General features: G+C 51.9%; 18 protein-coding genes. 1 reads left to right on the plus strand and 17 read right to left on the minus strand.

What is annotated here, in order from left to right; all coding sequences use genetic code 11:
- Positions 1 to 13: 13 nt before the first annotated feature.
- The 11 genes from ACI1P2_RS14355 to ACI1P2_RS14405 all read right to left on the minus strand — a co-directional run bounded on the left by ACI1P2_RS14355 (position 14) and on the right by ACI1P2_RS14405 (position 14,357).
- Positions 14 to 2,140 carry a HelD family protein gene (locus ACI1P2_RS14355; protein WP_355320546.1) on the minus strand — a complete coding sequence of 709 codons (2,127 nt, stop codon included), beginning with the start codon at positions 2,138 to 2,140 and terminating at the stop codon, positions 14 to 16.
- A 228-nt stretch (positions 2,141 to 2,368) separates the two neighbouring features.
- Positions 2,369 to 4,156: an ABC transporter ATP-binding protein gene (locus tag ACI1P2_RS14360; RefSeq protein ID WP_355320547.1), complete on the minus strand. Its 1,788-nt coding sequence runs from the start codon at positions 4,154 to 4,156 to the stop codon at positions 2,369 to 2,371.
- A 57-nt stretch (positions 4,157 to 4,213) separates the two neighbouring features.
- A complete protein-coding gene (locus tag ACI1P2_RS14365; RefSeq protein ID WP_355320548.1) occupies positions 4,214 to 5,512 on the minus strand; it encodes an NCS2 family permease in 1,299 nt (432 codons plus the stop codon).
- Between the two features lie 184 nt (positions 5,513 to 5,696).
- Positions 5,697 to 6,437 carry a tRNA threonylcarbamoyladenosine dehydratase gene (locus ACI1P2_RS14370; RefSeq protein WP_355320549.1) on the minus strand — a complete coding sequence of 247 codons (741 nt, stop codon included), beginning with the start codon at positions 6,435 to 6,437 and terminating at the stop codon, positions 5,697 to 5,699.
- A gap of 177 nt (positions 6,438 to 6,614) precedes the next feature.
- The gene (aspS, locus tag ACI1P2_RS14375) at positions 6,615 to 8,393 is read right to left on the minus strand and encodes an aspartate--tRNA ligase (protein ID WP_355320550.1); all 1,779 of its coding nucleotides are present in this window, start codon (positions 8,391 to 8,393) and stop codon (positions 6,615 to 6,617) included.
- Positions 8,394 to 8,437: 44 nt separating this feature from the next.
- Positions 8,438 to 9,691, minus strand: a complete 1,254-nt coding sequence (gene hisS, locus ACI1P2_RS14380; RefSeq protein ID WP_355320551.1) for a histidine--tRNA ligase — start codon at positions 9,689 to 9,691, stop codon at positions 8,438 to 8,440.
- 593 nt (positions 9,692 to 10,284) lie between these two features.
- On the minus strand, positions 10,285 to 10,725 hold the full coding sequence (locus ACI1P2_RS14385) for a hypothetical protein (protein WP_355320552.1): 441 nt from the start codon (positions 10,723 to 10,725) through the stop codon (positions 10,285 to 10,287).
- A 39-nt stretch (positions 10,726 to 10,764) separates the two neighbouring features.
- Positions 10,765 to 11,283, minus strand: a complete 519-nt coding sequence (locus ACI1P2_RS14390; RefSeq protein WP_355320553.1) for a type 1 glutamine amidotransferase domain-containing protein — start codon at positions 11,281 to 11,283, stop codon at positions 10,765 to 10,767.
- 84 nt (positions 11,284 to 11,367) lie between these two features.
- Positions 11,368 to 11,544, minus strand: a complete 177-nt coding sequence (locus tag ACI1P2_RS14395; protein WP_355320554.1) for a hypothetical protein — start codon at positions 11,542 to 11,544, stop codon at positions 11,368 to 11,370.
- A 146-nt stretch (positions 11,545 to 11,690) separates the two neighbouring features.
- Positions 11,691 to 12,137 (minus strand): D-aminoacyl-tRNA deacylase, encoded by a 447-nt coding sequence (dtd, locus tag ACI1P2_RS14400; protein WP_355320555.1) that lies wholly within the window; start codon positions 12,135 to 12,137, stop codon positions 11,691 to 11,693.
- 33 nt (positions 12,138 to 12,170) lie between these two features.
- A complete protein-coding gene (locus tag ACI1P2_RS14405; protein ID WP_355320578.1) occupies positions 12,171 to 14,357 on the minus strand; it encodes a RelA/SpoT family protein in 2,187 nt (728 codons plus the stop codon).
- 290 nt (positions 14,358 to 14,647) lie between these two features.
- On the opposite strand from ACI1P2_RS14405, the gene uraA reads away from it, so the two are divergent.
- A complete protein-coding gene (gene uraA, locus ACI1P2_RS14410) occupies positions 14,648 to 15,955 on the plus strand; it encodes a uracil permease (RefSeq protein ID WP_355320556.1) in 1,308 nt (435 codons plus the stop codon).
- 134 nt (positions 15,956 to 16,089) lie between these two features.
- Here uraA and ACI1P2_RS14415 read toward each other — a convergent pair whose 3' ends face one another.
- From ACI1P2_RS14415 to ACI1P2_RS14440, 6 genes are all read right to left on the minus strand, one after another.
- Entirely contained in the window at positions 16,090 to 16,602 is a 513-nt protein-coding gene (locus tag ACI1P2_RS14415) for an adenine phosphoribosyltransferase (RefSeq protein WP_355320557.1), read from the minus strand.
- 93 nt (positions 16,603 to 16,695) lie between these two features.
- Positions 16,696 to 19,095, minus strand: a complete 2,400-nt coding sequence (recJ, locus tag ACI1P2_RS14420) for a single-stranded-DNA-specific exonuclease RecJ (protein ID WP_355320558.1) — start codon at positions 19,093 to 19,095, stop codon at positions 16,696 to 16,698.
- Positions 19,096 to 19,130: 35 nt separating this feature from the next.
- A complete protein-coding gene (locus ACI1P2_RS14425) occupies positions 19,131 to 20,084 on the minus strand; it encodes a cation diffusion facilitator family transporter (RefSeq protein ID WP_355320559.1) in 954 nt (317 codons plus the stop codon).
- 94 nt (positions 20,085 to 20,178) lie between these two features.
- Positions 20,179 to 21,090 carry a protein translocase subunit SecF gene (gene secF, locus ACI1P2_RS14430; protein ID WP_355320560.1) on the minus strand — a complete coding sequence of 304 codons (912 nt, stop codon included), beginning with the start codon at positions 21,088 to 21,090 and terminating at the stop codon, positions 20,179 to 20,181.
- Positions 21,080 to 22,330 carry a protein translocase subunit SecD gene (gene secD / locus ACI1P2_RS14435; RefSeq protein ID WP_355320561.1) on the minus strand — a complete coding sequence of 417 codons (1,251 nt, stop codon included), beginning with the start codon at positions 22,328 to 22,330 and terminating at the stop codon, positions 21,080 to 21,082. The genes secF and secD overlap by 11 nt, the downstream gene beginning before the upstream one ends.
- A 91-nt stretch (positions 22,331 to 22,421) precedes the next feature.
- On the minus strand, positions 22,422 to 22,679 hold the full coding sequence (locus tag ACI1P2_RS14440) for a post-transcriptional regulator (protein WP_355320562.1): 258 nt from the start codon (positions 22,677 to 22,679) through the stop codon (positions 22,422 to 22,424).
- Positions 22,680 to 22,687 lie beyond the last annotated feature (8 nt).

Genomic DNA, 22,687 nt, shown 5'->3' on the forward strand with positions numbered 1-22,687 from the left:
CCCTGCCCCTCATCTACCCTTCGACATACTCCGGCAACCGCTCCGCATACATAAGCCACAGCTCATGCAGCGCCCGCGTACATCCGACATACAGCAGCTTCGCGTCCATGGCGTCCGCGGCATAGTGCTGGTCGTCCGCATCAGCCACGATAACACCGTCAAACTCAAGCCCTTTGGAAAGGTAGACAGGCAGCACCGACAGCCCGCCCTCATACTGCTTCATGGAGCCGTCAATCAGATGAATATCGATCCCCTGCTCTGTGAAATAGGCATGAAGCTCCTCCGCCTCCTGCAAAGTGCGGGTAAGAACGGATACGGTACGGTATTCTTTAGCAGACAGCTCCCGCAACGCGGACAGCAGATGTTCCTTCCGCCCCTGCGGACCGTATGGGAGCACGCGGACTGGATCGCCACTGCGGAATACCGGCACAGCCGTAATGCCGCTGCGCACACCCTTTTCCAGAATGACATTGGCAAACTCAATGATTTCCAGCGTCGAGCGGTAGCTTCGCGTCAAAGCAAAATACCCTGTGTCCCCGCTGTCAAACAGGGAGCTGACTTCATCCCAGCTTTGAACGCCTTTATAGGCATGAATGCCCTGGGACAAGTCCCCCAGAATCGTAAACGAGTGCCCTTTCACGAACAGATCCAGCAGCGCCGTATGAAACGGTGAGAAATCCTGGGCTTCATCGATCACCACATGATCGAACCGGCTGCCTGAATCGATGTCATGTGTCAGAATGTGCAGATATACAAGCGCAGGAAGATCCTCCTCGCGCAGCACATTCTTTTTCAAATCCGCCGCCGTCCCCTTCAACACATGGACAGGAATTTCTTCCATGATGGATGAAGGAAGCGCAGGACCTTTTACCGCCTGAAAAAGCTGCTTATATATCGTTATGGCTTCAAACTGCGGCCATTTTTTGGCATAGGCCTTTTCCCGCTGTCCTGCTTTCTTCTTCTGTTCCTTCAAAACGGTGGAGGATGCCGGCTTTTTCAGCTCCATTTCAATCCAGCGGTGGATTCTCGCCAGCACACGTTCGGTGCGCTTGGCAAGCGGATAATGCTTGTACTCTTCATTGAACCAATGCAGTATTTCGTTTCTGGACAGGACCGCTCCGTCCCACGGACTGAAGTCGCCTTCAGGCACCGACAAGGGCTCAAGCTGCTGCACATATTTTTCAAGCAGCCGCATAAAAGCCAGCGATCCCTTAAATCTACCGGGGGTGGTTTCATTCACCTCTGGCCTTGCTGCCCCGGACTCAAACCAGGTCTGCAGCGCATCCTCTGCCGGGGCAAGCTGAAGGTCCGTATCCAGTATGCCAAAGGCCCAGTCATTGAAAGTGCGCTGTTGTATGCTGCCGACGCCAAGCTCGGGGAGCACGTCGGATATATAATCGAGGAACATATGGTTTGGCGCAAAAATGATCATTTTTTCGGCCGATACCTGCTCCTTGTACTGATACAGCAGAAAGGCTAGACGGTGCAGCGCAACGGTAGTCTTTCCGCTCCCCGCCACACCCTGGATCACCAGTGCTTTGCCGCGTTCCGCACGGATAATCTGATCCTGCTCCGCCTGGATGGTCGATACGATATCGCGCAGGCGGTTGTCTTTATTCTCACCGAGCCGATAGACGAGAAACTCATCCGACACAGCCGGATCATCACTCTCCCGGTTGTAGGTATCAGCGACCCTTTCCAGAATCTGCTTCCGGATCACTACATTTCGTTTTAAATAGACCAGCCCTTCAATCAGACCTTCCGGCGCTTCATAGGAGGCAATGTCCTCTCCGCCTGTAAAGGAATAAAACAGACTGGCCACAGGGGCGCGCCAATCGATCACAAGAGGATATTCTCCCACTTCTTCACGATCTACGCCTACTTTGCCGATATAAAGAGGCTTTCGTTCACCTTTCCCCTGCTCCTCAAAATCCAGTCTTCCGAAATAAGGCTCCTGCAGACCTTTCGTCAAAGTCTGACGCCTTTCCTCCCGCCCAGCTTCGAGCGCCTGCTCCGTGAAGTCATGGCCGGTATATACCGGAACCGATTGCAGCTTTTGCAGCCTGCGGTCGATTTCCTCCATTACCTGCGTCAGCCTTTGCTTTTCTTCTTGATAGGCACTTTGAAAATCTTGATCCACCTTCAGTTACCTCCTAAGAGAGATTTGGTTGAGCCTTAACACTTTTCAAAAAAAGGAAGCTAAATCATACCATATTGAATCAAAATAAGCTATAAGTGATTGCTGGCCTGCTGACCTGCATATAACCTATGGTTGAATACTCCTGGGGAAATTGGAAAAGAGACCCTCAAAGAGTCTCTCCCCAATTATAACTGCGATTATGAAAACTATCGATTTGTAATAACAAGCTCAAAAAAGCTCGGGCATTGGTTCAGACTGTCCTGCCTCAACAAACTGTTTTTCCGCCAGCTCGCGGTACACCTCATGAGACTGCATCAGTTCCCCGTGGGTTCCTGAGCCGGTTACCTTTCCGTTCTCAAGCACTACGATCTGGTCCGAATGAACGACCGTTGATAAACGGTGGGCAATGACGATCGTGGTGCGCCCCTCCATCAGGTTGGCGAGCGCCTTCTGCACTTCATGCTCGGAGGAGCTATCCAGCGCTGAAGTCGCCTCATCCAGCATCAGAATATCGGGGCTGCGCAGGAATGCACGGGCAATGGCGATGCGCTGTCTTTGACCGCCTGACAACTTAATGCCCCGTTCGCCCACCTCGGTTTGGTACTGCTGCGGCAATTTATCGATAAAAGGAGCTGCATACGCCAGCTCGGCCGCCCGCCGGATTTCATCCATGCCCACCTCTCGTGAAATTCCGTACGTAATATTTTCAAGAATCGTTCCGGCCATCATGGGGCTTTCTTGGGACACATATCCGATCTTGGCCCGCCAGGTCGCCAGCTTATACTCGTCGATCCTGTCCTGGCCGTATTTGATTTCCCCTTCTGCGGGTATATAAAATCTCTCCAGCAAGGCGAACAGTGTCGACTTGCCGCTTCCGCTCGGGCCCACGATAGCGGTCGTCTGGCGTGCAGGAATCACCAGATTGATATCTCTCAGCACCTCTTCCCCTGTGTTATAAGCAAAGCTTACATTTTTCAATTCGATGCTTGCACCCTGGGGAGATGCCTCCTTTCGCTTATCCTGCGGCTCCACCTCGTGGGCAAGTATGGTTTGTATCCGCTCTGTGGCGCCCAGCACCTTCTGAATTCTTGAATACAGGGTGGTGAACTGCGCCATAGGCATAATGACTTGGAAGAGCAATAAAATAAATGCAACCAGATCTCCCGCCGTTAACAGGCCCGATGCCACACGAATTCCCCCAACGCCAAGAATAAGGACGAGCACAGCCGTCATGGCAAAGGTGGAGAGCGGTCCGATCAGAGCCAGTATTCTTGCCTCCTGCAGTCCAAATTTGAACATGCGGCGGATTCGGTCCTCTCCGGAACGGGCTTCTCTCATCTCTGTACCGTAAGCCTTAACAAGGCGAATCTCCCCGATCACCTGCCCCAGCACAGAGGTCAGACTAGCCATTTCATCCTGCTGCTTTTTGGAAATACGGTACATCTTCCGGCCTACCGGCATCAATATCAAAGCCGTTATCGGCACCACGGCCAGGATAATAAGTGTCATCACCCAATCCAGATAGAACAGCAGGGCAATGCCGCCGATAATGGCGATGATGTTAGAGACGAAGCTGACCAAATACTCGGTGATCAGGTTCATGATCAGGCTCGTATCATTGGTAACCCTGCTCATGGTGTCTCCGGTGCGGTTGCGGTCGAAAAACGGAATCGGCAGCGCCAGCACCTTGTTCCAGAGGCGGGTACGCAGATTGGCCACAATCCGCTGTCCTGCGTAGTTCAGCATATAGATCGACACCGCCGAAGCGGCAGCCTGCAGAATGAATGCGGCGACAAGTCCGATGATGACTTGCCTGTTCAGGGAATCGACCGTAAGTCCGTCAATCAGCCCCTTCGTCATGAGCGGAACGATCAGGCTGGCTGTGGTCTGAACGAGCGTCAGCAGCAGAGCCACGACCAGCACGGCACGCGGTGGATTGGAATCCTTAATGAGCCGCGCAAAACGGCGCAGACCAGCCGTATCCGGTCTCGGGGCGCTTGATGCGGTAGTTTCCATTATGGCTCCCTCCTTTTGTATAGGATCTTGGGAACTGTTGATCGTATTTCATCTTTCTTACAAATTGGCGTTCAGCACAAAATTGGCAATGAACAGCAAAGATATCACATACAATACACGCGGAACTTCTCTTCCCTTCCCCGCAGCCAGCTTGGCCATCGGGTAAGCGATAAAACCAAAGGCCATGCCGTCCACGATGCTGTAGGTAAACGGAATCATCACCATGATCAGAAAAGCCGGAAAGGCGTCCGTAAAGCTTGAGAAGTCCATTTCCCGCACATTTTGTACCATGAGTCCGCCGATGATAATGAGTACAGGCGCAATCGCGCTGTCAGGAATGTACGTCAACATAGGGATGAAGAAAAAAGTCAACCCGAACATCAGCGCGGTGACCAACGGCGTCATGCCTGTCCTGCCGCCGGCGGCGATCCCCGCGGTGGACTCCGCCGCAGCAACAGTCGGACTGCTGCCGAAGATTCCGGCAAGAATATTGCTGACCGCCAATGCACGCAGGCTGCCTTTAAAAGTCTCAGGTCTGCCGATCATTCCCGTCTGGCCGGCGATCAGCCCGATATTTTCAAATACCACGATCAGCAGCAGCAGGAACACGGCAATCCAGAAGGCAATCGTGGCAAAGCCGGACAGCGTAAGATGCGCGAACAACTCTCCGAACTGTTGCACCGTATCCTCGCTCTTTGTCATGCCGTCCGGGTGCACCGCTCCCAATGCATAGGCAAGCGCGGTGCCTGCCAGCATGCTGATTAGCAGTCCCCCCTGCACTTTGCGGATAAAAAGGACAAGCGCCAGCATCAACGTCATGCAGGCCGTGATAACTCCCGGATCATTAAAATGCCCAATTGCAACGAATGTAGTCTGGTGGGCGATCACAATGCCGCTCTTTTGCAGGCCGATAAAGGTCAGGAACAGCCCGATCCCCACGGTAATGCCATGCTGCAGGTTAAGCGGGATCGCCTCACTGATCTTGCGGTACAGGGACGTAAAGGCGACGATGGCAAAGAGAACGCCCGTAATGGAAACTACAGTGAGCGCTTCCTGCCAGCTCAGCTTCATCGAATGCACCAAGGTATAGGTGAAAAAAGCGTTGATGCCCATGCCGGGCACCACGACAATCGGCGACTTGCCGCCAAACGCCATCAGCAGGCAGCCTGCTGCGGAAGTAAGCAGCGTAGCCAGCATGGCTCCCTGCAGCGGCATCCCCGCATCCGACAGAATCGCTGCATTTACGAGCACAATATATACGACCGAGAAATAAGAAATAAGGCCGGCCGCGACTTCCTTTTTCCATAGATCCCCGGGCTTCAGCCCAAGACTGCGGGATAAAAATCCCTTATTCATAAACGTACTGCCTCCACATCTTCTGAGTAATCTTGTTGCTCTGCAAGCAAACATTCTCATCATACATTGCAAGGCTGCTTTTTTACAAGCGATGTAAGCTGCATCCCATGCCGCAAACAAGGGGAAAAGACCTGCGAGCCTATCCGGAGGCTTCGCAGGTCTTTCATCATTTTTCAGATTAAAACTATTGTTCAAGCAGTTCTTTAACCACTACGCTCACCATGATCAGCCCCGCTACCGGCGGAACAAAGGCATTGCTGGCAGGCGGCTGTTTGGCTTTGCGGATCTCGGGCGCATTCTCGGGCACAATCCGCTGCGTTACGTCCTGGCGCGGCTTCATCGGCTCCTCGGTGGAGAATACAACCTTTACGCCCTTTTTGATCCCGTCTTTGCGCAGCTTCGTGCGGATTACCCTTGCGATCGGGTCCATGGACGTTTTGGAAATGTCCGCAACCTGGAATTTGGTCGGGTCCATTTTATTGGCCGCGCCCATGCTTGAAATGATCGGGATATTCCGTTTGAGGCATTCTTTGATCAAATGGATTTTGTAAATGATCGTATCAGAAGCGTCGATTACATAATCCAGCTCGTATTTGAACAGCTCCTCGTATGTCTCTTCCGTGTAAAACATATTCAGTGCGATCGCTTCACACTCCGGGTTGATCAGCTTCACCCGCTCCACCATCAGCTCCGCTTTCTTCTGGCCGATGGTCGTTGTCAGGGCGTGAATCTGCCGGTTAATGTTTGTGATATCCACAACATCCTTGTCAATCAGGATAATACGCCCGACGCCCGTACGGGCCAAAGCTTCAACGGCAATGGAGCCCACACCGCCGATGCCGAGCACCGCTACCGTGCTATTCTTCATCTTTTCGAGACCTTCTGGACCGATTGCCAATTCGGTACGGGAAAATTGATGCAGCATGCCGGAGACCTCCTTTTAACTCAATTTATAGAATTGGACAATATCTTCTTTAATAAACCGTTTGGGTCGGACTGAAGCCGGACAAGGCATGAACCCATTATCCCAAGGATAACGGGTTCATATCCGAAAGCCGCGTCCGCTCAAGACGCAGGCTATCTGTCATACGGTTTGATAGGTTTAAGCCTTCGAGGCTGCAGGCTTTGGTGCCAGACGGATATGCAGCTGCTCCAATTGACTCGCATCGACCTCGGAAGGCGCGTTCATCAAGAGGTCCGTTGCGCTTGCCGTTTTCGGGAAGGCAATCGTTTCGCGCAGATTCGTACGTCCGGAGAGCAGCATGACCAGACGGTCGAAACCGAAGGCAATGCCGCCATGCGGTGGTGTGCCATATTCAAAGGCATCCATCAGGTAGCCGAATTTCTCTTGGGCTTCTTCAGGAGACAAGCCGATCGCGTTAAACATTTTCTCCTGTACATCCCGCTTGTAGATCCGCATGGAGCCGCCGCCTACTTCGTATCCGTTCAGGACGATATCGTAAGCCTGGGCACGGATTTTGCCCGGATCAGTATCGAACAAGGCAATGTCCTCGTCTTTTGGACGAGTGAACGGATGGTGTTCAGCAACATAACGTTTTTGCTCTTCATCGTATCCAAGCAGCGGGAAGTCCACCACCCACACAAACTTGAACTTGCTGTCATCGATGAGACCGAGCTGGCGGCCGATCTTGAGGCGAAGCGCGCCAAGAACGTCTGCAACGACTTTTTTATTATCCGCCGAGAAGAGCAGCAGATCTCCCTCTTCCGCTCCGGTGCGTTCCCTTACCGCTTCAATCTCTTCAGGAGTAAAGAACTTCACGATCGGTCCCTTGAACTCGCCGTCTTTCACTTGAATCCAGGCCAGGCCCTTCGCGCCGTAACGTGCGGCGTAAGGCCCGAGATCGTCAATCTCCTTGCGTGTCCAAGTGCCGCAGCCTTTGGCATTCAGCACCTTCACTTCCCCGCCTTTCTCGATGACGGAGGAGAACACCTTCACGCCGCTGTTTGCCAGCAGATCGTTCATCTCAATGAGCTCCAAGCCGAAGCGCAGATCAGGTTTGTCAGAGCCGTATTTGCCCATCGCTTCCGCATGGGTGATGCGCTGGAACGGTGTCTCCAGCTCAACACCAATCGTCTCGCGGAACAGCTTCACCATCAACTGCTCCATCATCTCGAGAAGCTCGTCCTGCTGCATGAAGGAGGTTTCAATGTCGACCTGTGTGAATTCAGGCTGGCGGTCTGCGCGCAAATCTTCGTCGCGGAAGCAGCGGGCGATCTGATAGTAGCGCTCTAACCCACCCACCATCAGCAGCTGTTTGTAAATTTGCGGCGACTGCGGCAGTGCGAAAAACTCACCTTCATGCACACGGCTTGGAACCAGATAGTCCCGTGCCCCTTCCGGGGAACTCTTCGTCAGGATCGGTGTCTCCACTTCAATGAAGTCCTGTCCGTCCAGGAAATCACGGAACACTTTGGCCGCTTTGGAACGCAGCTTCAGTGTCTGGTGCATTTCAGGACGGCGCAGGTCCAGATAGCGGTATTTCAGGCGGAGTGATTCGTCGACTTCAATCCCGTCCTCGATGAAGAACGGAGGTGTTTTGGACGCGTTCAGCACCTCGATCTCGGTAATGCGGACCTCAATCTGACCTGTAGGCAAATTCGGGTTTACCGTTTCAGAGTCGCGCTGTACAACTTCTCCCTTGACTTCAAGCACATATTCAGTGCGGACACGGTCTGCAATCTGCAGCGCTTCTCCCGAATAAGCAGGATTAAATACGATTTGCACAATCCCGCTGCGGTCGCGCAGATCGATAAACAGCACGCCCCCAAGGTCGCGGCGCGTCTGCACCCATCCGTTCAGGACGACGGTGTCTCCGATGTTGGCTGTAGTTAGCTCTCCACAATGGTGAGTCCTTTTCATGCTTGCATCCCCTTTATCATTTTGAATTTTAAACGGTTATGAAGTTAAGCCTGTGGCTTCAACTCGTTTACAAGATCATCGAGGCGAACGGTGCGCTGTTCTCCGCTGTCCATGGCCTTAAGTGCAATTTCGCCGCGCTCCAGCTCATCATCCCCAAGGATTGCGGTATAACGGGCATGGAACCGGTCGGCCGATTTCATCTGCGCCTTCATCTTGCGTCCCAGGTAATCCCGTTCGGCTGAAAATCCTGCCTGGCGCAGCTTGAACAGCTGCTTTGTCACTTCACGATCGGCAGCTTCACCAAGGGCCACCAGATATACATCGAGCGGCTTGACGGCTTCAAGACCGACAGACTGATGCTCCAGAATCAGCTGAATGCGCTCCAGCCCAATGCCGAAGCCGATGCCCGGCTGATCCGGCCCTCCGAGCTCGCCTACAAGCCCGTTGTATCTGCCTCCGCCGCCGATCGTATCAATGGCGCCGATCCCTTCGGCCTTAAGCTCGAAAGCCGTCATCGTATAGTAGTCAAGACCGCGCACGAGCCGGTGATTCAGCTTGTATTCAACACCCATATCCGTCAAATACTGCTGCACCTTCTGAAAATGCACGGTGCACTCTTCATCCAGACTGTCAAGAATGGACGGGGCGTCTTTGAACTTGTCCTGATCCACCTTGCAGTCCAGCACGCGCAGCGGGTTGCGCTCCATCCGGGACTGGCAGTCCTTGCACAGCGTATCACGCATCGGATTCAGGAAATCCAGCAGACGCTGGCGGTATGCAGCCCGGCTGACCGGGTTGCCGACGGAGTTCAGCTCTACCTGAACCCCATTCAGTCCCAGATCCAGGCAGAACTGATAGCCCAGTGCGATAACCTCGGCATCAATGGCCGGATCAATCGCCCCAAATGCCTCCACACCGAATTGGTGGAACTGGCGCTGCCGCCCTGCCTGAGGCCGCTCGTAGCGGAACATGGGTGCGATATAATACAGCTTGGTAACGTCAGGCTCGCCGTACAGCTTATTTTCCACAAAAGACCGCACAACACCCGCTGTTCCTTCCGGCCGCAGCGTCAGGCTGCGGTCACCCTTGTCCTTAAATGTGTACATTTCCTTCTCTACAACATCCGTCGTTTCGCCTACGCCCCGTACGAACAGCTCAGTCTGCTCGAACATGGGGGTGCGAATTTCACGGTAGTTGAAGCGGCGGCATATATCCCGCGCTTTTTCTTCGACAAACTGCCACTTTTCCACTACACCGGGAAGCAGGTCCTGCGTGCCGGTCGGTTTTTGAAAAGCCATGCCCATCATCCCTCCATTTTTTAACAAAACAAAAAATCCCCCGCCCTGTTCACATAACAGGGACGAGAGATTGCCGTTTATAAATCACCCGTGGTACCACCCACATTCCGAAATATGCCGCCTGAAGACTTTAAAAAAAAGCCCAAGCTCACATCCGCTCAACGTATAACGCCCGTGCCGCGCAGTACAGCTACTGACCACTCTAAATCAAACTGCCGTGGAGGTTCGCCGTCTGTTCTCGGGGAAGTCATTCGTCCGCTCATCAAGGGAGCTTTTACAGCCTGGAAGCTCCTCTCTGCGCATGTGGGTTCGGAGTACTCGGTCCCGTCATCAAATCATTATGCAGATTATTATTTTCTGATTTTAATGAACCAGCGTGTCAAAGTCAAGATGGTGTATCATCCAATGTGAGAAAATAGCGATATTTGGGCAAAAAAAACCTGCGGAAACGGTCCGCAGGTCATAAAGGATATATTAAAGGGGGTCATGCTGTTATTATAAACAAGCAATATTAAGGGATTATGTTGCGAATATTACAATTCTATTACAGTAGGTTTTTAGCGATATTTGTGCAGGCTGGGCGGAAGCTGACCTTATTCGTCGAAGCGGTCGACATAAGCATGGTTGGCGCGCAGCTTGCGCACAATTTCCTCATAATCTGCATCGTCCACCTTCGCGGACAGGACATATTGCAGCTTGTCATTATCCTCTGAGGAAAACACATCCGCTGCATCCAGCAAACCGGTATCCTGCAAATCTTCTCTACGGACGCCTTCCTCATTCCTGTCTGATACCACCGGAACGACGCGGTCGCTATAGCCCGTCCCGGCTGCGACAGCGCCTGCGGCGCCTCCCGTATTCATAGAACCGGCTGTATTGTATGGAACGAATGGAATCAATAAGCGTCTGTCCCGTCCCAGCGTTCCATCCAGCTGCCCGACTTCCAGATGCTCTGTCCGATAGGCTTGCAAAGAGGTTCTTGCCCCCTCCGCCTCGTCCTCGGTCTTGAAATAAGCTTGAATTTGCTTAGGCATGTCAAAACCCTCCCTTAGGATTTTGTGCAGTTTGCAGAATTAACGCTTCACCAGGAGTGAATTAAGAATTTCACGCACAAATGCAGGCTCATCCTTAGGTGTGCGTGAGGTAATGAAATTGCCGTCCACCACGACCTCTTTATCCTCAAAATTTGCACCCGCGTTAACCATATCATCCTTCAGCGGAGGATAAGAGGTAATCTTGCGGCCTTGCAGCAGCTTGGCGCTAATCAGTATTTGCGGACCATGACAGATGGCAGCGACAGGCTTTTTGGCCGCGTTCATCTCGGTCACAAATTTCAGAATATTGGCGTCAAGCCGCAGGTTTTCGGGGGATGACCCTCCCGGTATGACCACAGCGTCATAGTCGCTGGCTTTAACGTCTGCTATCGCTTTGTCGGCTGTATATTTCGCCTTTCCCTTCTTGCCGGCAAGTGTCTCGCCCTGCCGGAGTCCGATAATATCCGCTTCATGTCCCGCCTTCTTCACCTCATCGTAAGGCACCTGCATTTCCGAATCCTCAAATTCATTAGCCAACAGAAAAGCCACTTTACTCATAATGCTCAGAACTCCTTTCCGTAGGATACTCACGTTCTGATATTACCCGAAATCCCTTTATTTCTAACACGCACCCCGAAATAGTTAATAGATCTGCGCCTGCCTTGGCGGCAGATTTCCTCCCGGTCCTCTCCCCTTGCCCAAAGTGCAGAATTCGGACGAATTCTCCTCAGCCGCTGTGATGACTGCCGCCTCTTTCCTGCTTCCGGGAAAACAGACTGCGTTGGTTACAGCGCCTGCTTCCTTGGGAGCTTGCCGCATGGATTTCACCCTCCTGCCCGCTGATCATTGACAGCTATTAGCATTTCCCTAACGACAGAAGCTTATGAAAAGCAAAACGTCCGCAAATCCGATCCCTTTGATCAGATTCGCAGACGTTTATCCGCTTATTTTGTTGTTGGAAGTTCTTATTCGGAGCGGCTGTCCATGATCATCGTTACAGGCCCCCAATTTGTCAGGGACACGTCCATCATCGCACCGAATCTGCCTGTCTCCACCGTCAGCCCACGCTCCCGCAGACGGGTGTTAAAGGCTTCATAGAGGCCTTCAGCGATCTCCGGCTTGGCAGCGGCCATAAAATTCGGCCTTCGGCCTTTACGGCAGTCACCGTAAAGTGTGAATTGGGACACGGACAGCACAGCTCCTCCGATCTCCAGCACACTGTGATTCATTTTCCCCGCTTCGTCCTCAAAAATGCGGAGATCGGCCGCCTTATCCGCCAGATATACCGCATCCTTCTCTGTATCCTCGTGCGTAACGCCCACGAGAATCATAAGACCCTCGGTGATCCGGCCTACAAGCGCGCCCTCAACCGTAACCTCCGCGTTCTTGCAGCGTTGAATGACGATTCTCATTCCTTAGTCTCCGTTCCTTGCCCATATAGTCTATTACTGTATAATCCGGTGCACAGTGTACACGTCTTTTACCCGTTTGATCCGCTCTACGACAGAATGCAGGTGCTCCGTATTTCGTATCAGAATGGTGATATGCATCATGGCCATCTTGTTCTTGTCAGAGCGGCCAGTGACCGCCGCCAGATTGGTTTTGCTCTCCGAAATGGCCTGCAGAACTTCATTCATCAGCCCGTTGCGGTCATGTCCCGTAACTTCGATGTCTACACTGTAATTAGCCTCAATCGCTTCTTCCCATTCAACGTCGATGACCCTTGCCTGTTCTTCCCCGTCGCCACTGCTTGGAATATTGGGACAATCGCTGCGGTGTACGGATACTCCCCGCCCTCTTGTGATGTAACCCACGATATCATCTCCAGGCACAGGGTTACAGCAGCGGGCAAAGCGAACGAGCAAATTATCGATACCTTCCACGCGGACTCCGTTGGTGGGACGTCCCTTCCGTTCCGTGTTTGGCTTGATCTCCTTCATCTCGGAACTCAGCTCAAGCTGCTTCGCTTCTTCCAGTTCTCTCTCCTTGCGCAGCTTCTCCGTCAGCCGTGTGCAAATCTGCGCGGCGGTAATTCCACCAAAACCGATGGCCGAGAGCATGTCCTCTATGTCGTGGAACGCGAATTTCTGGGCAACCTCCAGCAGCTTGTCGTCGGTCATCCACACAGACGGGTCAATGCCGAGGCGCTTCAACTCGCGCTCCAGGCTCTCCCGGCCTTTTTCCACGTTTTCTTCCCGCTTCTCCTTCTTGAACCACTGCTTGATTTTGCTGCGGGCGTGCGACGACTGCACGATCTTCAGCCAGTCCTGACTCGGTCCATAGGAGTGCTTGGAGGTCATGATTTCGACAATATCCCCGGTTTTCAGTCGGTAATCAAGCGGGACGATCCTTCCGTTAACCTTGGAACCGATCGTCCGGTTGCCGACCTCTGTATGAATACGAAAGGCGAAATCAAGCGGAACCGAACCGGCAGGCAACTCAATAACTTCACCTTTTGGCGTAAATACAAACACCAGATCGGAGAAAAAGTCCATTTTGAGCGATTCCACAAACTCCGAAGCGTCCTTCGCTTCGTTCTGCAGCTCCAGAATCTCGCGGAAGAAGGTAATGGTATCCTCAGGATTTACATTCCCGTTGCTGCTGCCTTCTTTGTATGCCCAGTGAGCGGCGATCCCGTACTCTGCTGTTCGGTGCATCTCCGTTGTACGTATCTGCACCTCAGTAGGCTCTCCATTCGGGCCTACCACCGTAGTGTGCAGGGACTGGTACATATTCGCCTTCGGCATGGCGATATAGTCCTTAAATCGTCCGGGCATCGGCTTCCAAAGCGTGTGGATAATGCCCAGTGTAGCATAGCAGTCCTTGATGTTGTCGACAATAATACGAATAGCAAGCAGGTCGTAGATTTCGTTGAACTGCTTATTCTTGGTCGTCATTTTCTTAAAGACGCTGTATATATGCTTGGGACGTCCGGATAAATCAGCATGTATGCCCATTTCGTCCAGCTTTTCCCGAATTCTAGCGATAACATTCTCAATAAATTGCTCCCGCTCCGCCCGCTTCTTGTGCATCAGGTTGGCAATGCGGTAATACTGCTGCGGGTTCAGGTACCGGAGCGCGATGTCTTCCATTTCCCATTTGATGGCCGATATACCGAGGCGGTTCGCCACCGGACAGAAGATCTCCAAAGTTTCGTAAGAAATCCGGCGCTGGCTCTCTTCTGACTGATATTTGAGCGTTCGCATATTGTGCAGACGATCCGCAAGCTTAATGACAATGACCCGGATATCCTGTGCCATTGCAATGAACATTTTGCGGTAATTTTCATTCTGCTGCTCTTCCTTGGAGCGGAACTGGATGCGTTCGAGCTTCGTGAGTCCATCCACCAGCATCGCGCAAGTATCGCCAAAATGTTCACGGATCTCATCCAGCGACACCGTCGTATCCTCCACTACATCATGCAGAAGAGCCGCAATGATGGAAAGGGTATCCATCTGCATATTTACGACAATATCGGCTACAGCCAGCGGATGAAGAATATAAGGCTCCCCCGATTTACGGGTCTGGCCATGATGAGCCTGCTCTGCGAAGTCATATGCTTCCCGGATGCGGAGAAGATCAGGTTCCCGGATATAGGCTCCAGCCTTTTTAAGTAATTGCTCTATGCCCATTCTGCTCTTATCCGTGTCCTTTCTATACAAAATGGAACCCGACGGTGTGCGCAGCTCGTGCAGGTTCCCCAAAAGTGATTTCCTATAATTATGACGGTTGCAGCCCGTAACGTCAACTGTCGGAGCATGAAGTTTGAATAAGGAAATAAATGACGAAAATCCATGAATAAACGGAATATTTGATATTGAAAAAATTGCCGAAAGTCTTTAATGTAAGTAAGAATGACTAAAGGCGGGATAAAAGCTGTGTCCTTTTACATTATCAACCTATCACTTAAGGAGTGAATGCTTTGCAGCGTGAAATTCAAGTACAAGAAAAACTGCCGCTGGGCCCGGGATTCCTTTTAAGCCTCCAGCACCTCTTTGCGATGTTCGGCAGCACCGTGCTCGTGCCGAACATATTCGGTGTCGATCCAGGCATGATTCTGCTCATGAACGGCATCGGAACTCTGCTGTATATTTTCCTCTGCCGCGGCAAAATCCCGGCTTATCTCGGCTCCAGCTTTGCTTTTCTATCCCCGGTAGGAATTGTGCTCGCCGCCAACCCCGAGTCAGGCTATTCTATGGCGCTGAGCGCATTTATTGTCACTGGCGTAGTATTTTGTATTGTGGCTCTTATTGTAAAATTTGCCGGCACGGCATGGCTGGATGTTGTGTTCCCTCCGGCTGTCATGGGAGCCATCGTGGCATTGATCGGCCTTGAGCTCGTTCCGGTTGCGGCCGGCATGGCCGGTTTTATCAATACGGATCCAACTCAGGCCTGGACGCCTGATCCGAAGAGCATCACGCTTTCACTGGTGACGATGGCCGTCACCGTACTTGGGGCCGTCCTGTTTCGCGGCTTTGCAAAAATCATACATATCCTGCTTGGCATTATTGTCGGTTATTTGCTGGCTTATGCGATGGGAATGGTAAATACGGGAAATATTGCGGCAGCGCATTTTCTGGATTTTCCAACCGTTACGACGCCTACCTGGAATATGACTGCCATTCTGACCATTTTGCCGGTGTCCCTTGTTGTGATCGTAGAGCATATCGGCCACCTGCTGGTAACGGGTAATATCGTCGGTAAGGATTTGTCCAAAGACCCCGGCCTGCATCGTTCCCTGCTTGGGAACGGAATTTCAACCATTATCTCCGGCTTTGTGGGCTCCACACCGAATACGACCTACGGGGAAAATATCGGAGTCATGGCGCTTACCAGAGTATATTCTATATGGGTCATCGGAGGTGCGGCCATTATTGCAATATTGCTCTCCTTCTCCGGAACGTTCTCGGCGGTTGTCGCCAACATCCCCACCCCGGTCATGGGCGGCGTATCGCTGCTGCTGTTCGGTGTCATCGCTGCATCCGGACTGCGTATCTTCGTGGAGCAGAAAGTCGATTTCTCCAAAGCGACCAATATGCTATTGGCCACCCTTGTGCTTGTTGTCGGTATCAGCGGTGTCAAATTGTCGCTGGGGACCGTTGAGCTTAAAGGGATGGCTTTGGCAACAGTAGTGGGCATCCTGCTCAGCCTGCTGTTCAAGCTGTTTGAAGTCATGGGCTTGTCCAACGAAAAAACCGATAAGCCCCTTGTGGAGAAAACACCGGATTGATCCCATCCGTACATGCAAAAAGCCCCCGGTTTCCTCAATGAGAAGACCGGAGGCTTTTTTGGTGTTTATTTCAACTTTATATTTCCCGGGAAAAGCGGTGAATATAAAGGGCGCTTCATCATGAAAAGCTTTTTTTAATAGGTTACCATTGAAAATACGTCCACATCAGGCAGTTTGGCACGCCCATTCAGCTCGGCCAGCTCGATCAAGAAGGCAGCCCCTGCCACATTGCCGCCGAGTTGGCGGACCAGATTGACGGAGGTGGAGATGGTCCCGCCTGTAGCGAGCAGATCATCCGCGATCAGCACATTTTGTCCCGGCTTAATGGCATCCTTGTGCATGGCCAGCTTATCTGTTCCGTATTCCAGGTCATAACCGACTTCAACCGTTTCGCCCGGCAGCTTACCGCTTTTACGAATGGGAACAAAGCCTACGCCCAAGGCATAAGCCAAGGGAGCGCCTACCACAAAACCTCTCGCTTCAGGTCCGGCAATCAGATCGATCTTTAAATCCGATACCATCGCTTTCAGCTCGTCAATCGCCTGGCGGTAAATATCTCCCCGGTTCAACAATGTTGTAATATCTTTGAAGCTGATACCCGGCTGCGGGAAATCAGGAATAACACGAATATACTGTTTATAGTCCAAAATAGGTCCTCCTACCTGAAATAGAAATCTTAAAGAAAAGCTGAAGCATGCAGCAATATCATTATTTTATGAGACAAAATGAAGCGTTTCGGCTCAGGAAGCCCCTTTCAGCCTGGACATCATCCAGCTGGTCAGTTGGGGTGTTCCCGCATCCAGCAGATAACGTTCCATCTCGGCGGCTTCATTCAGTTCATGAAACCGGTGCGAAGAGGTCAGCTCTTGTTTGGGCGGATTAGGGACACAGCTTAATTTCCCGCCCCCTCTATGTACAAAACCGAGCTCTTCAAACACTTCCAGCACCTTGGACATCATTCTTACGGAAACCGAGCACTGCCGGCTTAAGGCGGGAAGAATCGTTTTTTCTTCAAGCGGGCCTGGTCCCAACTTTCTCAGAAGCACGTAAATGCGCTTGAATTGCTCACGGTCGGGCGCTTCCAGCCGGCCATGGTAGCCATTTTTGGAATGCATGACAACGATATTCTCCACCTTGGGAAATAGCGTCCACAAAGCATTAAATTGTTCCCTGGTTTCCGGAAGATCGAGCAAAAACAAAGTCCGCACAGTGTCCTTAATGGCCAGGGCTTCCGATTCGTTCTCCGGCAGGATGCCAGTATTCTTATCATATACCCAAATCCGGGCATCATTCAGTGAGCTTGTTTTGCGAAAAGGCGAAGAGGGACCAACAACGGCAGCCACAGGCGCGCGGTCTGCACTGTCCTGGTGAAAGATGCGTATACAGCGTTCCATAAGTCCCGCCGGATCTGCTTCTCCACGGAAATCAAACACCTGCGGCGCCGTTACCTGGATATCCTGCAGCATAAGCTGCAGCGAACGCTTGCCATTCCACTCGTTGATGGACAATTCCCCCAACACATCCACTAAGGAACCTGGCTGCAGAAAATCCGCGAGCTCACCGCGCCCAAAGGCAACTGCATCCAGTGTAGTGCCATCCTGCTCCATGACCAGCTTCAGGTGAGTTTTTTCCTTGCCCATTTTCCGGGTCTCACGAAGCCGCAATTTGCGGAGCACCAGGCGCGGAGACGGATTGGCCATGCCAAATGGCTGCAGCAGCTCAAGCTGCTCTGCAACACTCACGTTCAGCTCACTCAGCCTGCATTCCGCATCAACCTCGGCAACCGGAATAAAATGCTCAGGCAGCAAACGGGCGTCCGCAAAGCGCTGAAGTCTCAGCTCAAACTGCTCCAGCCCATCACGATGCAGACTCATGCCCGCGGCTGAAGGATGCCCGCCAAAATGGTCCATCAGCTCTTGGCAATCCGTCAGAGCTTCATAAATATCAAGCCCGGGGATTGAGCGGGCAGAGCCTTTGCAATTTCCGGTCTCCGGATCTATACCCAAAATAATCGTCGGACGATAATAACGCTCCAGAAGTTTGGATGCCACGATGCCGACAACCCCTACATTCCAGCCTTCTCCCGCAATTACAATGACCGAAGGAAGACCGGAGCCGCTGATTTTGGCTTCCAGCATCTCAATGGCCTGGCGCACGATATCGTTCACCACCTGCTGGCGTTCCTTGTTGAGCAAATCAAGCTCGTGGGCTAGCTTGTCCGCTTCGTCCGCATCTTCGGTAGTCAGGAGCGCTACAGCTCTTCCGGCGTGATCCAGCCGTCCGCTCGCATTAATACGAGGCGCCAGCGCGAAGGCGATATTGATAGAGCTGACAGCCGCCATCTCTGCCCCGCTTATTTGCAGCAGCGCTTCAATGCCTGGAAAAGCAGAGGCTCTCATCGATTCGATTCCACGGCGGACGATAATCCTGTTCTCATCATGGAGCGGCATCAGATCCGCTACCGTTCCAATCGCGGCAATCTCGAACCAATGGGCCGGAACTTCCTCTAGCAGGGCCTGCGCCAGTTTGAGGGCGACTCCGACCCCGGCAAGCCCCTTGAACGGATAAGGGCATCCGGGAATCTTCGGATTAATGAGCGCATAGGCTTCCGGCAGAACAGCCGGCGGCTCGTGGTGATCTGTCACGATCACATCCATCCCGAGTGCTGCCGCATAAGCAATTTGCTCCACCGCGCTGATCCCGGTATCTACAGTAATGACGAGGCTGACACCCTGCTGGTGAGCCCAGTCCAGAGCATGATTATGCAGGCCGTACCCTTCATTGGAGCGATGAGGGATATAAATGTCATATGAAGCCCCCAATCGTCTCATCAAATGAATCATAAGTGCCGTGCTGGATACGCCGTCCGCATCATAATCCCCGTATATTAATATATGTTCATTACGCTCAAGCGCCTCCCGTATACGAGGGATTGCCCGATCCATGCCCAGCAGCAAAAGCGGGTCATGCATCGATTCATCCCGTCCATGCAAAAAGCGGTGCGCCGACTCAGATGTGTCTATTCCCCGATTGGCCAGCAGCGAAGCCAGCAGGGGAAAAATTTGCAGCTCACGGGCCAGTTCGTCTCTGACAGCAGAATCCGGCTCCGCAATTCTCCAGCAGTACTGCGATTGAAGCATTGGATTTCACCTTACTTTCCGTGCCGTCGTTTCACTCACTGGATGAGCGGTGAAACATCATTCTCCGGCAGTTCATGATTCGTCTTGTACGGGTAGACCGACTGATACGGGCTAAACTGGATTTTGACGTCCGTTACCCTGGCAAAACGGGTCATTAACAGCGTCTTGGCTCGGTCCGCAATTTCCTGTGCCTCCTGCACAGTAATGCGGGGACTTACGCTGATAACAGCATCAATGGATATGGTATCGCTAAGCTCCAGTGCCATCAGGCTTTCTACGGTAACTATACCACGTACCCTCTGTACCGTCTCCATGTATGGACGGACATCCTCTTCACGAAGCTCCTCGACAAGGGGGCCGTGAACGGATTGCACAATCAGCGAATAACCTTTGCGCAGCACGAGGCAAGCGATCAGCAGACCGGCAACCGGGTCCAGATAAAGAAGGAAATCCAGGCCGAATGCCTGGCCAGCCATGGCTCCGATCATCCCGAGAAGCGCTGTTAAAGATGAATATAAAGAGAAACGATGTTCATTGATATGCACATTAACTTCCGCTTCGCCTTTTTTCTTGGTGATTCTGTATTGGAATTGAAAGAGAGCTTCCTTTAAGACTAACGCGGCTAATGCAGCAATCATAGCATAGATCCCCGGCACGGAAGGCTCATCAGCAATCAGGGACCGGACGGCCGTACTTGCCAGCTCCAGTCCGGTCATTAATAGCAGAACGGCAAACAATACAGAGATTGCTGGCCGCGTCCTTGGATTAATGTTATTGCTCTTTCTATCTCCGCTGTATTCAGGCTTCCCGGCATTCAAACGCCGGGCCAGACCCGCAGCCGCATCCGATGCGGCATACAGCCCATCGCCCATCAATGCCTTGCTGCCCGAAACGTATCCTGCAGCGCCTTTTAAAAGAGCCAATATCAGGTCACCGGCGATCCCTGTCCACGCCGCCGTCTCCGCTGACTGGCTACGTTCGCTTTTCACAACAGTTCCCCCTCATTCCTGTGCTTGCCTTGAACAAACGAACGGACTAGAAAACCGCGCCCTTCCAGACGCGGCTTCCTGTGCTCAGTTACATTTATGGATTGGCCGGTTTTGCCGCTTTGGCTGCGGGCGGCTTCTGCTTGGATTTCAAGCCAAGCCACAACGGCGCAGCGATAAAGATGGATGAATAGGCCCCGAACAACAGACCGATAACCATAGAGAGCGAGAACATCCGGATGGAAGCACCGCCGAAGATCAGCAAACATACCGATGCAACAAAAACCGTAAAGACAGTAGCCAGGGAGCGGGTCATCGTTTGAGCAATGCTCTGGTTGACGACAGTCGCCAGATCTGTCTTGGATTTTTTCTTGGCAAAGCGGAGATTTTCACGGATACGGTCAAATATAACAATCGTGTCGTTGATCGAGAAACCGACAATCGTCAAAATCGCGGTAATAAAGGTCAAATCGATCTCCAGCCGGAAAATGGCAAAGATGGCGATGACCAGAATCGCGTCATGCAGCAGCGAGACAATCGCCGCAATGGCAAAGCGCCATTCGAAACGGATGGAGACAAAGATTGCGATCGCCACACAGGCAATCAAGATCGCGTAAATGGCGTTGCGCTCAAGTTCCTTGGCCATTTCCGTATCCACGGTATTGACCTCGAAGGAAGCCCCTTGATCCAGCTTCGAGTTAAAGGCGGATTTCAATTCATTGACCTGCTGATCGGTCAGCACTTCGGAGAAGCGAATGCCAAAGCGGTCATTGCCCGGCGTGTAATCGACGTCTTTCCCAATTCCCTGAGAATCCAGCAAGGATTGAATCTGGGCCTGGGTAACCGGCTTGGTCAGATTCACGTCTATATTGGACCCGGAACGGAAATCGACGCCGTAATTAAGTCCGAAGATGGACACGCATATAATACCTACAATAGCCAGCGCAATCGAGAATCCGTAAAAATACTTGCTGGCCTTCATATAATCCCAATTCCAATTAAAGCGCACGAATCTCACTCTCCTTTACACCGAAATACTTAGGCTTCTTAATCACATCAGCCTTGATCAGGAGATTGAGCAGGAAACGTGAGAAGAACACGTTGGTCAGGATACTTACGACAATGTCCACGATCAGCACCAGGGCAAAACCTCTGACGGAGCCCGTACCCAGCGCAAACATGACAAGTCCTGCGATAATCGTCGTAATATTCGCGTCCATTACGGTACGGAAGGAGTTCTTGCCCCCCGCAACCATGGAAGACCGAATGGATTTGCCGCTAAGAATTTCCTCTTTGATCCGTTCATAGGTAATGATATTCGCATCGACCGCCATACCGATCCCGAGCACAAAGGCCGCAATCCCCGGCAGCGTCAGTACGAAATCTCCAAGATAGAAGATGGCAAGCACCAGCCAAGTATGCAAAATCAAACAGAAGCTGGCAATCAGACCCGGAACACGATACATCAGAATCATAAACAGCAAAATGATAACCGATGCGATCAGACCCGCAACAATTGTCTGATGCAAGGATAGTTGCCCCAATGTAGCGCCGACGCTCTGCGAATATTTCTCTGCAAGGCTGAGTGGCAGTGCACCCAGATTAATGGTATCGGCAATCCGGTTTGCTTCTTCACGAGTATAACTACCTGTAATCGAGGCGTTGCCGTCTGTCAGCTGTTGTCTTACTTCTGGAGCTGAAAGCAGTTCCTCATCAAGATAAATGGCCAGCACTTTTCCGGTCAACCGCTTGGTTAACTCAGCAAATTTGGCGCTGTCCTTCACTTTAATGCTGATTTCAGGCTGATTCAAAGAATTGGATACAACAGAAGCGCCGTTTTCTACAAAATCCTCACCGCGCAGCTCAATTTTGCTGTAAGTTCCCGGCTTATCTCCCTCAGCCGCACTGCGGAAGGTCAATTGAGCCGGTTTCTTCAGCATTTCACGCATTTCCGCTTCATTGGTCACACCAGCAATCCGTACACGGATACGGTTAGTCCCTTCCGTAGTTACTTCAGGTTCGCTGGTCCCCATGGCATTGATTCTCGCCTCAAGGCTTTTGGCAGTCTGTATCAGCGATTCTCTCGTTACTGCTTGTCCTCCCTGCATGGGTTTAGCTTCGTATAAAACTTCAAAGCCTCCCTTTAAGTCGAGGCCCAATTTTAAACTTTGCAATAAGGCCGGGCTAGTCCCGATCATAACCCCAGCGGTTATGAGCACGACCAGGATGAAACTTACCACTCTCTTCATGCCGTCCCATGATCCCCTTTCAAATTCTCAATATTCCTATTATAGCACCTCAGCAAATGCAGTCAATTTGACCACAAAAAAGACCCCCTTCCTATTCGAAAGTGGATCCCCGGAGTGCGGACATCGTTAAATAGTTCATGAAACTGGTCGCTTTCAGCGAAAGAATGTCGTTCACAAGCTTATGCAAATGGGGGATTCCTTCTTTCTCGTACTTACTGCTCACACAATCCCAGACATCCTTGCTGGTCACATGCTCGTAGCCTACCATTCTAAGCTCTTCTGCCTTGCTGCGGCAAAGCATCTCAACAACTTCTTCCAGATAATGTTCATCCAGCTCTTCCATGCCCATGTCCTAAC

The sequence above is a fragment of the Paenibacillus jiangxiensis genome (assembly GCF_046098255.1).
Lineage (GTDB): Bacteria > Bacillota > Bacilli > Paenibacillales > Paenibacillaceae > Paenibacillus > Paenibacillus jiagnxiensis.

Excerpts from the sequence above, each read along its gene's own strand:
- ACI1P2_RS14390 (WP_355320553.1), bottom strand. The coding sequence starts at position 11,283 with ATGAGTAAAGTGGCTTTTCTGTTGGCTAATGAATTTGAGGATTCGGAA.
- ACI1P2_RS14440 (WP_355320562.1), bottom strand. The coding sequence starts at position 22,679 with ATGGGCATGGAAGAGCTGGATGAACATTATCTGGAAGAAGTTGTTGAG.
- ACI1P2_RS14360 (WP_355320547.1), bottom strand. The coding sequence starts at position 4,156 with ATGGAAACTACCGCATCAAGCGCCCCGAGACCGGATACGGCTGGTCTG.
- secD (WP_355320561.1), bottom strand. The coding sequence starts at position 22,330 with ATGAAGAGAGTGGTAAGTTTCATCCTGGTCGTGCTCATAACCGCTGGG.
- ACI1P2_RS14370 (WP_355320549.1), bottom strand. The coding sequence starts at position 6,437 with ATGCTGCATCAATTTTCCCGTACCGAATTGGCAATCGGTCCAGAAGGT.
- hisS (WP_355320551.1), bottom strand. The coding sequence starts at position 9,691 with ATGGCTTTTCAAAAACCGACCGGCACGCAGGACCTGCTTCCCGGTGTA.
- ACI1P2_RS14405 (WP_355320578.1), bottom strand. The coding sequence starts at position 14,357 with ATGGGCATAGAGCAATTACTTAAAAAGGCTGGAGCCTATATCCGGGAA.
- dtd (WP_355320555.1), bottom strand. The coding sequence starts at position 12,137 with ATGAGAATCGTCATTCAACGCTGCAAGAACGCGGAGGTTACGGTTGAG.
- recJ (WP_355320558.1), bottom strand. The coding sequence starts at position 19,095 with ATGCTTCAATCGCAGTACTGCTGGAGAATTGCGGAGCCGGATTCTGCT.
- aspS (WP_355320550.1), bottom strand. The coding sequence starts at position 8,393 with ATGAAAAGGACTCACCATTGTGGAGAGCTAACTACAGCCAACATCGGA.
- ACI1P2_RS14395 (WP_355320554.1), bottom strand. The coding sequence starts at position 11,544 with ATGCGGCAAGCTCCCAAGGAAGCAGGCGCTGTAACCAACGCAGTCTGT.
- ACI1P2_RS14385 (WP_355320552.1), bottom strand. The coding sequence starts at position 10,725 with ATGCCTAAGCAAATTCAAGCTTATTTCAAGACCGAGGACGAGGCGGAG.
- ACI1P2_RS14365 (WP_355320548.1), bottom strand. The coding sequence starts at position 5,512 with ATGAATAAGGGATTTTTATCCCGCAGTCTTGGGCTGAAGCCCGGGGAT.